Below are 13,066 nucleotides of genomic sequence, written 5' to 3'. Positions count from 1 at the left end.
GGAGTCTCGCATGGCAGATCAACTGTCCGGCGCCGGCCGGGCCGCCGCATCCGACATCCCCTCGCTGGACCGCCTGCTCAATGCCGAGGCATTGCGCCCGGCGCTGGACGCGCATGGCCGCACGCAGGTGGTCGCCGCGCTGCGCCGCGACCTGGACGCGCTGCGCAAGCGCGCGCTGGACGGCGGACTGGCCCGCCACGAACTGGAACCCGCCGCGGTGGCGGCGCGCACGTCGGCCGCGCTGGACAAGGCGGCCCAGCCGCGCCTGCGCGCCGTCTACAACCTGACCGGGACCGTGCTGCACACGAATCTCGGGCGGGCGTTGCTGCCCGACGAGGCGGTGGCCTCGGTGCTGCGCGCCCTGACCACGCCCGCCAACCTGGAGTTCGACCTGGACAGCGGCGGGCGCGGCGACCGCGATGACCTCATCGACGACCTGCTGTGCGAGCTGACGGGCGCCGAGGCCGCGACCGTGGTCAACAACAATGCCGCGGCCGTGCTGCTGATGCTCAACGCGCTGGCGGACCGCCGCGAGGTGGTGGTGTCGCGCGGCGAACTGGTCGAGATCGGCGGCGCGTTCCGCATCCCGGACATCATGAAGCGGGCGGGCGCCAGGCTGGTCGAGGTCGGCACCACCAACCGCACGCATGCGGCGGACTACGACAACGCCATCGGCCCGCGCACCGCGATGCTGATGAAGGTGCATTGCAGCAATTACGCGGTGACGGGTTTCACCAAGAGCGTGGGGGTTGCCGAGGTGGCGGCGATGGCGCACGCGCGCGGCCTGCCCGCCACGGTGGACCTGGGCAGCGGCACGCTGGTGGACCTGACGCAGTTCGGGCTGCCCAAGGAAGACACGGTGCGCGAGACCATCGCCGCGGGCGCCGACCTGGTCACCTTCAGCGGCGACAAGCTGCTGGGCGGACCGCAGGCGGGCCTGCTGGTGGGCCGCGCCGACCTGATCCGCAAGATCAAGAAGAATCCGCTCAAGCGCGCGCTGCGCGTGGGCAAGCTGACGCTGGCCGCGCTGGAGCCAGTGCTGCACCTGTACCGCGCGCCCGAGTTCCTGGCCCAGCGGCTGACGACGCTGCGCCTGTTGACGCGGCCGCTGCGCGATATCCAGCCGCAGGCCGAACGGCTGCGCGGCGTGCTGGCGCATGCGGCGGGCCCGGGCTACGCGGTGGAGGCGGTGCCGATGTACAGCCAGATCGGCAGCGGCGCGCTGCCGATCGACCAACTGCCCAGTTATGGACTGGCGGTGCGCCACGCGGGCAGCGGCCGCCCGGGCCGCCATCTGGACCGGCTGGAGACGCTGTTGCGGCGCCTGCCGGTGCCCGTGATCGGGCGCATCGCCGATGATGCGCTGTGGCTCGATCTGCGCTGCCTGGAAGCGCGCGACGAGGCCGACTTTTCGGCGCAGCTCGCGGAGCCGCTGGCATGATCGTCGGCACCGCGGGGCATATCGACCACGGCAAGACGACGCTGGTGCGCGCGCTGACGGGCGTGGACACGGACCGCCTGAAGGAAGAGAAGGCGCGCGGCATTTCCATCGAACTGGGCTATGCCTATACGCCGCTCGCCAATGGCGACGTGCTGGGCTTCATCGACGTGCCGGGCCACGAAAAGCTGGTGCATACGATGGCGGCCGGCGCCAGCGGGATCGATTTCGGGCTGCTGGTGGTGGCCGCGGACGACGGCGTGATGCCGCAGACGCGCGAGCACCTGGCCATCCTGTCGATGCTGGGCGTGGCGCGCGGCGCGGTGGCGCTGACCAAGACGGACCGCGCGGACGGGGCGCAGTTGACCGCGGTGCGCGGCGAGATCGCGGCGCTGGCGGCGGGCACGTTTCTGGAAGACGCGCCCGTGTTCGGCACGAACGCGGCGCAGCCCGATGACGCGGGCGTGGCGCAACTGAAGGTCTACCTGCACGCGCAGGCCCAGGCGGTGGCGCGGCGCGAGGCGTCGGGCCTGTTCCGGCTGGCGGTGGATCGCGTGTTCACGCTGTCGGGCCACGGCACGGTGGTGACCGGCACGGCGCATGCCGGCCTGGTCCGCGCGGACGACGACGCGGCCGACCTGCGGCTGATGCCCGCGGGCACGCGGGTGCGGGTGCGCGGCATCCACGCGCAGAACCAGCCCAGCGAGACGGGCGCGGCCGGGCAACGCTGCGCGCTGAACCTGGCCGGCATCGACAAGAGCGCGATCGCGCGCGGGGACTGGATCGCGGACGCGCGCTGTTTCTTGCCGTCGCGGCACGTGGACGTGGCGCTGACGCTGCTGCCGTCGGCCGATGCCCCGGTGCGCGCGTGGGCGCCGCTGCACGTGCACATCGGCGCGGCGCGCCATGTGGCGCACGCGGTGCCGATCAGCGCGGAGTCGCTGGCGCCGGGGCAGTCGGGCTGGGTGCAACTGGTGTTCGACGAGCCGGTCTGCGCGATGCCGGGCGACCGCTACATCGTGCGCAATGCGCAGGCGACGCGCACGGTCGGCGGCGGCCGGGTGCTGGATCCGAACGCGCCGGACAGGAAGCGCCGCGCGGCGTCGCGGCTGGCGGGGTTGCAGGCGCTGTCCGAAATGCTGGACGGCGCCGGCCTGCCGCCGGTGCTGGCGCAGGCGCCGCTGGGCCTGGACGAGGCGGCGTTGCAGCGGCTGACGGGCAGGCCGGTGAGCGAGATCGCGGCGCCCGAGGGCGCGCTGTGGATTGCGTCGCGCAATGCGCAGGCGCCGCGCACGCTGATTCGGCGCGCGCAGTGGGAGGCGCTGCGCGAACGGGTCGAGCAGGCGCTGGCGGCGTTCCACCAGGGGGCGCCGGACGAGCCGGGTCCGGATGGCGCGCGACTGCGGCGCATGGCGATCCCGGCGATGCCGGAGGCGCTCTGGACATCGTTGCTGGACGAATTGCAGCGTGACGGACGTATCGCGCGCAATGGGCCGTGGCTGCATCTGCCGTCGCACACGGCGACGCTGGCGGAAGCGGAGTCCGCGCTGGCGGCGCGGCTGCTGCCGCTCCTGGCGCAAGGCGCCTTCGATCCGCCGTGGGTGCGCGACCTGGCGAAGATGCAGAACGCGTCCGAGGACGGCGTGCGCCAGTTGCTGCGCAAGCTGGTGCGGCGCGGGGACGTCGCGCAGGTGGTCAAGGATCTGTTCTATCACCGCGATCAGGTGCGCAAGCTGGCGGCGCTGGCGGCGGACCTGGCCGGCCAGCCGCCAGGCTTGAATGCGGCGGTGTTCCGGGATGCGACGGGGCTGGGGCGCAAGCGCGCGATCCAGATCCTGGAGTTCTTCGACCGCGTGGGGTACACGCGGCGGGTGCGGGACACGCACGTGCTGCGCGGCGAAAGCGCGTACGCGGCGTCGCAGCCGTCCGCCGAGCCGGTATCATAGGCGGTCCGCCAGGGAAGGCATCCGTGCCCGGCGGCACGGCCGGGCTTCAAACCCGGTTGGGGGCGTCAGACGTTCCCAGGTAGGTTCGACTCCTGCTGCCTTCCGCCGGTTTTTTTTTGCCGTTGGGGTGTTCTTCTGCCGCCCGCGGCGTCGCGGGGTCCGCGTTGCGGGCCTCCGATAGCGGTCCGGAGCCTTCGCTCCGGCCTTCCCCGCACTCATCCTCGTCCGCCTTCGGCTCCCTTCGGATTCCGCCGGGCGCTATCTAAACGGCCCGCAACACGGACCCCGCGCCGCCACGTGCTGGGGCGGTGCGCGATCGGGCGATTGCTGGGGGATGGCGGTTTGCTTGGCATTCCGTTGGGGCGTCTTGCGTCGTGATGCTGCAGGCTTTAACTGCGCAGCATGCGCGTCACCACGCCGCCCACGCTGTGCGATTTCCAATCCAGTTCGCCCAGGTGCCAGTACCTGACCGTGCCTGTACGGTCGATGAGGTAATTGGCAGGCAGCCCGGCGGCATCCCATTTCTTGGAGGCCGTGCTGTTGCGGTCATGCAGCACCGTCCCGGCCACCGGCCACTTTTTCAGGAACGCCGAAATCTTGGCGGGCGAGTCGCCGACGTTGACGGCGATGAGGCGCAGCCCTTCTTCGCGGTGGCGCTTGGCCATGGTGGACATGATGGGGATTTCATCCCGGCACGGGTCGCACCACGTGGCCCAGAAGCTCACGATGACCACATTGCCGCGCCAGGCCGAGAGCTTTTGTTCGCGCCCGGACAGATCCGGCAGGACGAGCGGCGGCGTGGGGCCGGTCCAGGGCGCCCAGTCCGGACCGGTCGCGGTCTTGAGGGCTGAGTCGCTGGCGGCGCCGGCCCAGCCGGGCAGGGCCGCGAGCGCCAGGCCGGTTTGCAGGAGGCGGCGGCGGGTGATCACGGGCGGACTCCGGCGGGCCTGGCGATCAGATGGCGATGGGCCTGGCGGTGATGCGGTAGCTGAAGCTGTCGGGGTCCAGGCTGTCCAGGCGGCCCGCGGCGGTCTCGCCGTTGGGATACATCAGGAAGGGGACGGGGCCGTGCGTGGTGCCCGGCAGCACGACGTCGTGGCCGTGGTTGTAGGCGACCCAGTTCATTTCCCACGCGCCGAACAGCATGACGCGCGCGGCGCGCACCTTGGCGTCGGTCAGGGGCAGTTCGCCCGGCGGCTCTTCAAGCATGACCTTGCGCACGTCGGCGGGGTCCACCGGAATCCAGCCATGGCCGGCGGCATAGAACTCGGCGCGGCAGTGCTGGGCGCGGGTCACGTCGCCGGCCTTGCCCAGGCTTTTGTAGCCCAGTTGCGAGTTGTCCACGCGCACGCCGTAGGCGTCGCGCGCCGGGATGCCGGCCGCGCGGGCAAGCGCCACGAAGAGCGCGTTGATGTCCGCGCATTTGCCGTTCAGGTCGTTGGCCGTGAGCATGTAGCGCACGTCGCCCGTGCCGCAGCCGCGCGTGGACGCCGTGCGGCAGGTGTTCACGACGACCCAGTCGTAGATGGCGCGGGCGCGCGCCAGGTCGCCCTGGTGGCCCTGGGTGATGCGGTCGGCGGTGGTCTTGACGATGCCGTCGGTGGGCAGGAGGGCGGTGGGCTGCAGGAATTCGCGCAGCGCGGCGGGGCTTTCGCGCGCGGCATCGGCGGGCGGCGGCTGCGTCAGGTCGACGCGGCGGTTGCGGGTCTGGACGCGGCTGGTCAGCGTGACGGTGCGTGGGCCCTGCGCATCGGGCCATTGGACGGCGAGCATCTGGACGCCATAGCCCGGAGACTGCATCAGCGCCGCGACGCCGCCGGCGCTGACCTGCCAGGTGTTCTGCACGCCGCGCTGGTACGACGTGTCGGTCGCGTAGGGCACGGGCAGCCAGATGCGGGTATGCGGGGCGGCTTCGTTGACGCTGACGGCGGTGGTCAGCTCGTAGGTGCGCCACGCGGTGGCGACGGGGGTTTGCTGGGCGCGCGCGGCATGAGGCAGCGCGACGGTGGCGGCGCACAGGGCGCCCGAGAAACGGAGAAAGTGTCGGCGGTCCATAAAGCCCCCACGCACGGTGAAGATTGGCTGTCGGTGCGCCCGTGGCCGGGCGGCCGTCCGTTGCTGCATGCTGCGATTGATCATAGGGCCAATCGTGGGGGCGGTGCTATCCTTTTTCGACCGACTCACGGAGACCGAGATGACCCAGGATGTAGCGTCCACGAATGTGCCGCGCTTGACCTCGCTGTCGCATGGCGGCGGCTGCGGCTGCAAGATCGCGCCCGGCGTGCTGTCGGCGCTGCTGGCGCGGTTTGGCCCGGCGGCCAGTTATCCGAACCTGTTGGTGGGCACGGAAACCGCCGACGATGCGGCGGTGTACCGGCTCAACGACGAGCAGGCGCTCATCGCCACCACCGATTTCTTCATGCCCATCGTGGACGATCCCTTCGATTTCGGCCGCATCGCCGCGACCAACGCGCTGTCGGACGTGTATGCGATGGGCGGCACGCCGATCATGGCGCTTGCCATCGTGGGAATGCCGATCAACGTGCTGCCGCACGGCGTCATTGCCGAGATCCTGCGGGGCGGCGAATCGGTCTGCGCGGACGCGGGCATTCCGGTGGCCGGGGGCCACAGCATCGATTCGGTCGAGCCCATCTATGGCCTGGCCGCGATGGGGCTGGTGCATCCGGGCAGGATCAAGCGCAATGCCGACGCGCGCGCGGGCGACGTGCTGATCCTGGGCAAGGGCCTGGGCGTGGGCATCCTGTCGGCGGCCTTGAAGAAGAACCTTCTGGACGAGGACGGCTACCGCGTGATGATAGACACGACCACGCGCCTGAATCGTCCCGGGCCCGCGCTGGCCGCGCTGGACGGCGTGCATGCCATCACCGACGTGACGGGCTTCGGCCTGCTGGGGCATGCGCTGGAGATGGCGCGCGGGGCCGGGCTGACGGCCCGCCTGCGGCTGGATGCGCTGCCGTGGCTGCCCGGCGTGCAGGCGTTCGCCGCGGACGGCGTGATCACGGGGGCCTCGGGCCGCAACTGGGCGTCGTATGGCGAATCGGTGCGCCTGGGCGCGGCCGTCTCGGACACGCAGCGCGCGTTGCTGACCGATCCGCAGACCTCGGGCGGCCTGCTGGTGGCATGCGCGCCGGAGGTCGCCGATGCGGTCCTCAAGCTGTTTCACGAACAGGGATTCGGGCAGGCCGCCGTGGTCGGCGACATGGCCGCCGGCGACGCGCAGGTCGTGGTGGACTGACCGGTCCGCCTGATGGCGGCGCGCGCAATCAGCCGGTCAGGTCGCGGGCGGTGGCCGCCGCCTGTTCCGTCAGCCAGCGCGTGACGACGTCCGCGTCCGGCGTGCTGCGGCGCGCGTTGCGCACCAGCCAGTAGGCATGCTCGGTGGCGCTGGCCTCCTGGCTGCCGACGATGGCCAGCCGCTGGTCCGCCAGCATCGGCGCAATCAGCGCCAGCCTGCCCAGCGCGATGCCGTGGCCCGCCAGCGCGGCATGGACGATCTGGTCGTACTGGTTGAACCGCAGCATGCCCTTGGCGCGCACCCGGCCCAGGCCGCGCGCGCTCAGCCATTCGGACCATTGCAGCCACGGCCGCGTCGGATCGTCGAATTCCAGCAGCACGTGGCGCTGCAGCTCGCGCGCGTCGAGCGCGCGCGCCTTGAGCGACGGGTGCGCAACCGGCACCACCGATTCTCCAAACAACCAGACCGCGCCGTCCGGCACGGTGTCGCGCACGCTGTAGCGGATGGCGATGTCGACGGCCTCGCGGTCGATGTCGATCAGCCGGTTGTCGGCGGCCACGCGCACGTCGATGTCGGGATGCGCCGCCTGAAAATCCCCCAGCCTGGGCAACAGCCACAGCGAGGCCACGCCGATGGTGGTGGTGACCGTGACGGGCGTGCGCCGCTCGGGGGCGCGCAGTTGTTCGGTCAGGTCGCCGAGCTGGCTGAGCCACACGTCGGCCATGCGAAACAGTTGCGCGCCTTCGGACGTGAACGTCACGCTGCGAAAGCCGCGCACCAGCAACGGCACGCCCAGGTGCGCTTCCAGGGCGCGGATCTGGCGGCTGACGGCCGATTGCGTGACGTGCAGGTCCTGCGCGGCGAGCGTGATGCTCATGCGTCGGCCGACGGCGACGAAGCCGCGGACGAGATCAAGCGGGGGGAGCTTCGCTAGGGGGTATGGCATTCGTAAAACTCATGCGAGTCGGACGGAAATGTCGCTTGAGCAATAGTACGCCGCGGCGTCCAATATGACTCAGACGTTGGGTGACCGGGACAACATCCCGGTCATCCGCCGCGATAGCCGCTGCCGCGGCCAGGAGGTACGCCATGATCCAGTTATGTTGCACTGCGGGAATGTCATTCCGTTTGGCCGGCGGCTCGACTATGCTGCTCAAGCGCGCTTCGGGCGTCCGCATCGTGTGTCACGCCGGCGCCTTGTGGATATCCGAATACCGCCGCTTCGATGACAGCGTGCTGCAAGCGGGCGAATCCCTCACCGTGGACAGCAATCGCGATGTCGTCATCAGCGGCCTGCCGGATGCGCAGGTCGCGCTACTTTCCCAGGGCCGGTGCGAGGCGCGGTTAGCCTGCACCCCGCCCAGCCATGCAGGCCAACTGGAGTTCCTGTAATGTCCGCGTCCTCGTCCGATACGCCCCGCATCGACATGTGGTTCGATTTCGCCAGTCCCTACAGTTATCTGGCGATCGAGCGCATCGACAGCCTCGCGCGGGGCGCGGGCGTGAAGGTCGCCCTGCGGCCCTTTCTGCTGGGCCCGATCTTCCAGGCCCAGGGGTGGAACGACTCGCCCTTCCGCCTGTTCCCGGGCAAGGGCGCCTACATGATGCGCGACATCGCCCGCCTGGCCGAAAAGTACGGCGTGGTTTACAACCGCCCGCGCCTCTTTCCCCGCATGAGCGTGCTGCCCGCGCGCATCGCGCTGCTGGGCCAGGACGAATCCTGGGGCCGCGATTTCTGCGTGGCGGTGTTTCGCGCCAATTTCCAGCATGACCTGGATATCCAGTCCGAGGACGTGGTGCACGATCTGCTCACGGGCCTGTCGCTGGATGCCGACGCGCTCATCGCCCGCGCCAAGACCGAGGCCGCCAAGGAGGCGCTGCGCAAGCAGGTCGACCGCGCGCGCAACCTGGGCCTCTTCGGCGCGCCGACGTTCTTCGTGGAAGGCGAAATGTTCTGGGGCAATGACCGCCTGGAAGACGCACTGGACTGGGCCCGCCGCGTCGCGCCCGCCACGCCGGCCCCCCACGCATCGCAAGATTTCTCGTCACTGCATCATCAGCAATGAAAAACGCAAGCAGCGCCTATCGCGGCGCGCCCATGCCGGGCGGCCGTTCGTTCACGCAATTTCGCGCCGCCCGCATCCGGCGGGTGTCGTTCCAGTGGAAGCAGGCCGAGCGCGCCGCGCACGAGGACCAGAGCCTGCCCGGCAGCGGCGGCCACGGCAAGCGCGGCTGAGCGCCGGGCTGACTGCCCCGGCTGGTTCCCCCGGCGGGTTACCTCGGCAGGTTACCCTTTGCTGACCGGCGCGACGTTGGCCCACTCCTCGTCGGAATACAGGCGCGAGCGCAGCAGGAAGCGCTTGCCTTCGGCGCTGTCCAGCGAGAAGGCGCCGCCTCGTCCGGGCACCGCGTCGATGACCAGCTGGGTGTGCTCCCAGTACGCGAACTGGTCTTCACCGATGTAGAACGGGCACCCCCCCAGGTCGCCCAGCAGCACGTCGGAGCCGCCGACCATGAACTCGCCCAGCGGATAGCACATGGGCGAGCTGCCATCGCAGCAGCCGCCGGACTGGTGGAACATCAGCGGGCCGTGCTTGGCGCGCAGGGTGTCGATGAGATGGCGCGCCTCGTCGGTCGCGACCACGCGTGGCGTGTGCTCTGCCATGGCTGGATTCCTCGCGGGCGCGCCGGGCGGACCCGGCGCGCAAAATGGCCGCGTCACGCGGCTCGGGACAAGGGACTCAGAAGAACCCCAGCTTCTTCGGCGAATAGCTCACCAGCAGGTTCTTCGTCTGCTGGTAGTGGTTGAGCATCATCTTGTGGTTTTCGCGTCCGATGCCGGATTGCTTGTAGCCGCCGAACGCCGCGTGCGCCGGATAGGCGTGATAGCAGTTGGTCCACACGCGGCCCGCCTTGATGGCGCGTCCCATCCGGTAGCACGTGTTGGCGTCGCGCGACCACACCCCGGCGCCCAGGCCATACAGCGTGTCGTTGGCCAGCGCCAGCGCGTCGTCGGCATCCTTGAACGTCGTCACCGCCACGACCGGTCCGAAGATTTCTTCCTGGAACACGCGCATCTTGTTGTGGCCCTTGAACACCGTGGGCTGCACGTAATAGCCGCCTTCCAGCGCACCCTGCATCTGCGCGCGCGAGCCGCCCGCCAGCACGTCCGCGCCTTCCTGCTTGCCGATGTCCAGGTAGGACAGGATCTTTTCGAGCTGTTCGGTGGAGGCCTGCGCGCCCAGCATGGTGTCCGCGTCCAGCGGGTTGCCCTGCTTGATTTCCGCCACGCGCTTCAAGGCGCGTTCCATGAACCTGTCGTAGAGCGATTCCTGGATCAGCGCGCGGCTGGGGCACGTGCACACTTCGCCCTGGTTCAGCGCGAACATGACGAAGCCTTCGATCGCCTTGTCCAGGAAGTCGTCGTCCTGCGCGGCCACGTCCGCGAAGAAGATGTTGGGCGATTTGCCGCCCAGTTCCAGCGTGACCGGGATGATGTTCTGCGACGCATACTGCATGATCAGCCGGCCGGTGGTGGTTTCACCGGTGAAGGCGATCTTGGCGATGCGCTTGCTGGATGCGAGCGGCTTGCCCGCTTCCAGGCCGAAGCCCGTCACCACGTTCACGACTCCGGGCGGCAGGATGTCGCCGATCAGTTCCATCAGCAGCAGGATGCCCAGCGGCGTCTGCTCGGCCGGCTTGAGCACCACGCAATTGCCGGCGGCCAGCGCGGGCGCGAGCTTCCATGCGGCCATCAGGATGGGGAAGTTCCACGGGATGATCTGGCCGACCACGCCCAGCGGTTCGTTGAAGTGGTAGGCCACGGTGTCGTGGTCGATCTCGGACAGCCCGCCTTCCTGGCTGCGGATGCACGAGGCGAAATAGCGGAAGTGGTCGATGGCCAGCGGAATGTCGGCGGCGCGGGCCTCGCGGATCGGCTTGCCGTTGTCCCAGGTTTCCGCCGTGGCCAGGCGTTCCAGGTTGGCTTCCATCACGTCCGCGATCTGCATCAGCATGCGGGCGCGTTCGGCGGCCGGGGTCGACCCCCATTTGGGCGCGGCGCGATGCGCGGCGTCCAGCGCCAGTTCGATGTCGCGCTCCTTGGAGCGCGCGTTGCGCGTCAGGGTCTGGCCCGTAACCGGCGTGACGTTGTCGAAGTATTCGCCATCCGCGGGCGACTGCCATTTTCCGTCGATGAAATTGTCGTACTGCGTCTTGAGGTCCAGGCGCGTGCCATAGGTTTCCGGGGTAACGCGGGTCGCGATGTCCATGCTTGTCTCCGTATCGTTGGGATGGTGGCAGTGGGCTGCCTGTTCCGTATCAAGCAAAACGCATGCCAGTCGGGGCATCCCGGCTGGACACGTCGCGCCTCGCGTGCGAAAGTAGATTTCCGGTTGCGGGTTGACCCTGGGCAAGTCAGCGCTCCAGGGGTGGCAAGCCGCCCCGCCTGCCGCCACACTGTCGCAATCCGCGACGTTGTCGCGGAACAGGTGTCGCAGAACAGGCGTCGCAGAACGCCGGTCCTAGGAGACATGCATGGCCACTCACTCCCGTCGGCAGACGCTGACGCAGGCGCGGCTGTTGTTCAACCAGCAGGGCGCGGTGCCCGGCGGCATGGTCGCCGAACCCATCCTGCGGTCCTGGCGCCGCTGCGCCGACCTGGGCTTCGACATGCGCGGCGTGCGCCGCGCCGAGCTCATGACGCAAGGCGAACTGCGCGAGGCCCAGCAGCGCAACGAGGCGCTGCGCCGCATGTCCGAACCGGCCATCGCTTATCTGCGCCGCCAGGCTGGCGGCAGCGGCAACCTGGTGATCCTGTCTGACGCCCAGGGCCTGGTCCTGGAGTCGGACGGCGATGCGGGGTTTGCGCATCGCGCATCGCGCGTGGCGCTGATGCCCGGCGCGCCCTGGGACGAAGCCGCCGCGGGCACCAACGCCATCGGCACCGCGCTGGTCGAAGGCCGGCCCATCGCCGTGCACGGCGCCGAACACTATTTCGAACCCAACCGCATCCTGACCTGCGCGGCCGTCCCCATTACCGACAGCGAAGGCCGCACGCTGGGCGTGCTGGATTTGTCCAGCCAGGCTCGGGAGGTGCGCCCCGACGTGCTGGCGCTGGTGCGCCTGGCGGTGGACCGCATCGAACACCAGATGTTCGAAGACGCCTATGAACAATGCGCCGTGCTGCGCCTGCACGCGGACCATTCCGGACTGGGCCAGCCGGGCGAGGCCCTGCTCGCGTTCCAGGGCGACCTGCTGATCGGCGCGAACCGGCGCGCGCTGCAGGCGCTGGGCCTGGCGGCCACCGCGCTGGGCGTCTACCGCTACGCGGATGTCTTCGATGGCGCCATCGAACGCTGCCCCGACGCGGCGGGCCGGGTGCACACACGCACGGGGGCGGTCTATCACGCGCGGCTGCGCTGGCCCCGCGGCCGGCCCCCGCAGCCGCCCTGCGCGCCGCCCGCCCGGCCGACCGGCGCCGTTTCAAACACGCCCGCCGCCAGCTTCGATGCCGCCACGCTGGGCGCGCTGGCGCGCGCGGTGCATCTGGCGGATGCGGGCGTGTCGATCCTGCTGCAAGGCGAAACGGGCGTGGGCAAGGAAGTCTTCGCGCGGCAGATCCATGCGCGAGGCAAGCGCGCGGCTGGCCCCTTCGTGGCGGTGAATTGCGCCGCCCTGCCGGAAAGCCTGATCGAATCGGAATTGTTCGGCTACGAAGAAGGCGCCTTCACCGGCGCGCGCCGCCAGGGCAGCAAGGGACTGCTGCGCCAGGCGCATGGCGGCGTGCTGTTCCTGGACGAAATCGGCGACATGCCGCTGCTGCTGCAATCGCGCCTGCTGCGCGTGCTGCAGACGCGCGAGGTCTCGCCGCTGGGCGCGGCGCGGCCCGTGCCGGTGGACTTCGCGCTGGTGTGCGCGACGCACCGGCCGCTCGCCCATGAAGGTCCGGATGCGCCGGTGCGGCCGGACCTGTACTTCCGGATCGCCGAATACACCGTCACCCTGGAACCCCTGCGCGCGCGGGCGGACCGGCTGGAGCTGCTGCGCAGCCTGTGGGCCGCGCAAGGCGCGGGGCCGGCGCTGCCGCCCGCCATCGAAGCCCTGCTGGCCGCGTATTCTTGGCCCGGCAACTATCGGCAACTGGTGTCGGTGCTGCGCACCCTGCATGTGCTGGCCGGGCCGGCGGGCAGGGTGGACGCGGACATGCTGCCCGCGGAGTTGCGCGGCGCGGCAAGCGCGGCGCCGCCATTGGCCGGCGCGCCCGATCTGCACGCCATGACCGACGCCGCGATTCGCGACGCGCTGGATGCGCACGGCGGCAGCGTCAGCCGCGCGGCGCGCGCACTCGGTGTGCACCGCAGCACCGTCTATCGGCGGGCGGCGGCGCTGGGTTTGACACGGCCGCGCTGACCTCGGCGCGGCCGG

At 70.2% G+C, this 13,066-nt stretch carries 12 protein-coding genes and 1 tRNA gene; 8 read left to right on the top strand and 5 right to left on the bottom strand.

The window, feature by feature from the left end:
- The first annotated feature begins 10 nt into the window (after window positions 1–10).
- The 3 genes from selA to BMW75_RS02820 all read left to right on the top strand — a co-directional run bounded on the left by selA (window position 11) and on the right by BMW75_RS02820 (window position 3,489).
- Window positions 11–1,441, top strand: coding sequence for an L-seryl-tRNA(Sec) selenium transferase (selA, locus tag BMW75_RS02830; RefSeq protein ID WP_092576482.1), 1,431 nt, complete (start codon window positions 11–13; stop codon window positions 1,439–1,441).
- On the top strand, window positions 1,438–3,384 hold the full coding sequence (gene selB / locus BMW75_RS02825) for a selenocysteine-specific translation elongation factor (RefSeq protein WP_092576479.1): 1,947 nt from the start codon (window positions 1,438–1,440) through the stop codon (window positions 3,382–3,384). The genes selA and selB overlap by 4 nt, the downstream gene beginning before the upstream one ends.
- Window positions 3,385–3,396: 12 nt before the next feature.
- Window positions 3,397–3,489: transfer RNA gene (locus BMW75_RS02820), tRNA-Sec, on the top strand.
- A gap of 284 nt (window positions 3,490–3,773) precedes the next feature.
- On the opposite strand, the gene BMW75_RS02815 is transcribed toward BMW75_RS02820, so the two are convergent.
- The gene (locus BMW75_RS02815) at window positions 3,774–4,313 is read right to left on the bottom strand and encodes a TlpA family protein disulfide reductase (protein WP_092576476.1); all 540 of its coding nucleotides are present in this window, start codon (window positions 4,311–4,313) and stop codon (window positions 3,774–3,776) included.
- Between the two features lie 25 nt (window positions 4,314–4,338).
- Entirely contained in the window at window positions 4,339–5,439 is a 1,101-nt protein-coding gene (locus BMW75_RS02810; RefSeq protein WP_092576473.1) for a transglutaminase-like domain-containing protein, read from the bottom strand.
- A 139-nt stretch (window positions 5,440–5,578) separates the two neighbouring features.
- Here BMW75_RS02810 and selD point away from each other — a divergent pair, with 139 nt between their 5' ends.
- Window positions 5,579–6,640 (top strand): selenide, water dikinase SelD, encoded by a 1,062-nt coding sequence (gene selD, locus BMW75_RS02805; RefSeq protein ID WP_092576469.1) that lies wholly within the window; start codon window positions 5,579–5,581, stop codon window positions 6,638–6,640.
- A 28-nt stretch (window positions 6,641–6,668) separates the two neighbouring features.
- Here the strand turns inward: selD and BMW75_RS02800 are convergent, their stop codons facing one another.
- Window positions 6,669–7,586: a LysR substrate-binding domain-containing protein gene (locus BMW75_RS02800; RefSeq protein WP_092576466.1), complete on the bottom strand. Its 918-nt coding sequence runs from the start codon at window positions 7,584–7,586 to the stop codon at window positions 6,669–6,671.
- Window positions 7,587–7,756: 170 nt separating this feature from the next.
- On the opposite strand from BMW75_RS02800, the gene BMW75_RS02795 reads away from it, so the two are divergent.
- From BMW75_RS02795 to BMW75_RS29395, 3 genes are read left to right on the top strand one after another with little or no spacing between them, the layout of a single operon-like run.
- Window positions 7,757–8,032, top strand: a complete 276-nt coding sequence (locus BMW75_RS02795; protein ID WP_076517558.1) for a DUF2917 domain-containing protein — start codon at window positions 7,757–7,759, stop codon at window positions 8,030–8,032.
- Window positions 8,032–8,706 (top strand): 2-hydroxychromene-2-carboxylate isomerase, encoded by a 675-nt coding sequence (locus BMW75_RS02790; protein ID WP_092576464.1) that lies wholly within the window; start codon window positions 8,032–8,034, stop codon window positions 8,704–8,706. Before BMW75_RS02795 ends, BMW75_RS02790 begins: the two co-directional genes overlap by 1 nt.
- Complete coding sequence (locus BMW75_RS29395; protein ID WP_175493079.1) at window positions 8,703–8,876, top strand: hypothetical protein; 174 nt, start codon at window positions 8,703–8,705, stop codon at window positions 8,874–8,876. The genes BMW75_RS02790 and BMW75_RS29395 overlap by 4 nt, the downstream gene beginning before the upstream one ends.
- Window positions 8,877–8,927: 51 nt before the next feature.
- Here BMW75_RS29395 and BMW75_RS02785 read toward each other — a convergent pair whose 3' ends face one another.
- Together BMW75_RS02785 and adh are read right to left on the bottom strand one after the other, a co-directional pair.
- A complete protein-coding gene (locus tag BMW75_RS02785) occupies window positions 8,928–9,305 on the bottom strand; it encodes a DUF779 domain-containing protein (protein WP_092576462.1) in 378 nt (125 codons plus the stop codon).
- Between the two features lie 76 nt (window positions 9,306–9,381).
- Window positions 9,382–10,911: an aldehyde dehydrogenase gene (gene adh / locus BMW75_RS02780; RefSeq protein ID WP_175493078.1), complete on the bottom strand. Its 1,530-nt coding sequence runs from the start codon at window positions 10,909–10,911 to the stop codon at window positions 9,382–9,384.
- A 265-nt stretch (window positions 10,912–11,176) separates the two neighbouring features.
- Between adh and BMW75_RS02775 the strand changes: the two genes are divergently transcribed.
- Window positions 11,177–13,051: a sigma-54-dependent Fis family transcriptional regulator gene (locus BMW75_RS02775; RefSeq protein WP_092576459.1), complete on the top strand. Its 1,875-nt coding sequence runs from the start codon at window positions 11,177–11,179 to the stop codon at window positions 13,049–13,051.
- The last annotated feature ends 15 nt before the right edge of the window (window positions 13,052–13,066 follow it).

The sequence above is a fragment of the Achromobacter sp. NFACC18-2 genome, assembly GCF_900108985.1.
Lineage (GTDB): Bacteria > Pseudomonadota > Gammaproteobacteria > Burkholderiales > Burkholderiaceae_B > Achromobacter.
The sequence above is the reverse complement of the archived record's forward strand: the minus strand, read 5'-3'. Positions and strand labels throughout refer to the sequence as shown.

What these genes read in the sequence shown, in the direction of transcription:
- selA (WP_092576482.1), top strand. Translation starts at nt 11, where the DNA reads ATGGCAGATCAACTGTCCGGCGCCGGCCGGGCCGCCGCATCCGACATC.
- selB (WP_092576479.1), top strand. Translation starts at nt 1,438, where the DNA reads ATGATCGTCGGCACCGCGGGGCATATCGACCACGGCAAGACGACGCTG.
- BMW75_RS02810 (WP_092576473.1), bottom strand. Translation starts at nt 5,439, where the DNA reads ATGGACCGCCGACACTTTCTCCGTTTCTCGGGCGCCCTGTGCGCCGCC.
- selD (WP_092576469.1), top strand. Translation starts at nt 5,579, where the DNA reads ATGACCCAGGATGTAGCGTCCACGAATGTGCCGCGCTTGACCTCGCTG.
- BMW75_RS02800 (WP_092576466.1), bottom strand. Translation starts at nt 7,586, where the DNA reads ATGCCATACCCCCTAGCGAAGCTCCCCCCGCTTGATCTCGTCCGCGGC.
- BMW75_RS02795 (WP_076517558.1), top strand. Translation starts at nt 7,757, where the DNA reads ATGTCATTCCGTTTGGCCGGCGGCTCGACTATGCTGCTCAAGCGCGCT.
- BMW75_RS02790 (WP_092576464.1), top strand. Translation starts at nt 8,032, where the DNA reads ATGTCCGCGTCCTCGTCCGATACGCCCCGCATCGACATGTGGTTCGAT.
- BMW75_RS29395 (WP_175493079.1), top strand. Translation starts at nt 8,703, where the DNA reads ATGAAAAACGCAAGCAGCGCCTATCGCGGCGCGCCCATGCCGGGCGGC.
- BMW75_RS02785 (WP_092576462.1), bottom strand. Translation starts at nt 9,305, where the DNA reads ATGGCAGAGCACACGCCACGCGTGGTCGCGACCGACGAGGCGCGCCAT.
- adh (WP_175493078.1), bottom strand. Translation starts at nt 10,911, where the DNA reads ATGGACATCGCGACCCGCGTTACCCCGGAAACCTATGGCACGCGCCTG.
- BMW75_RS02775 (WP_092576459.1), top strand. Translation starts at nt 11,177, where the DNA reads ATGGCCACTCACTCCCGTCGGCAGACGCTGACGCAGGCGCGGCTGTTG.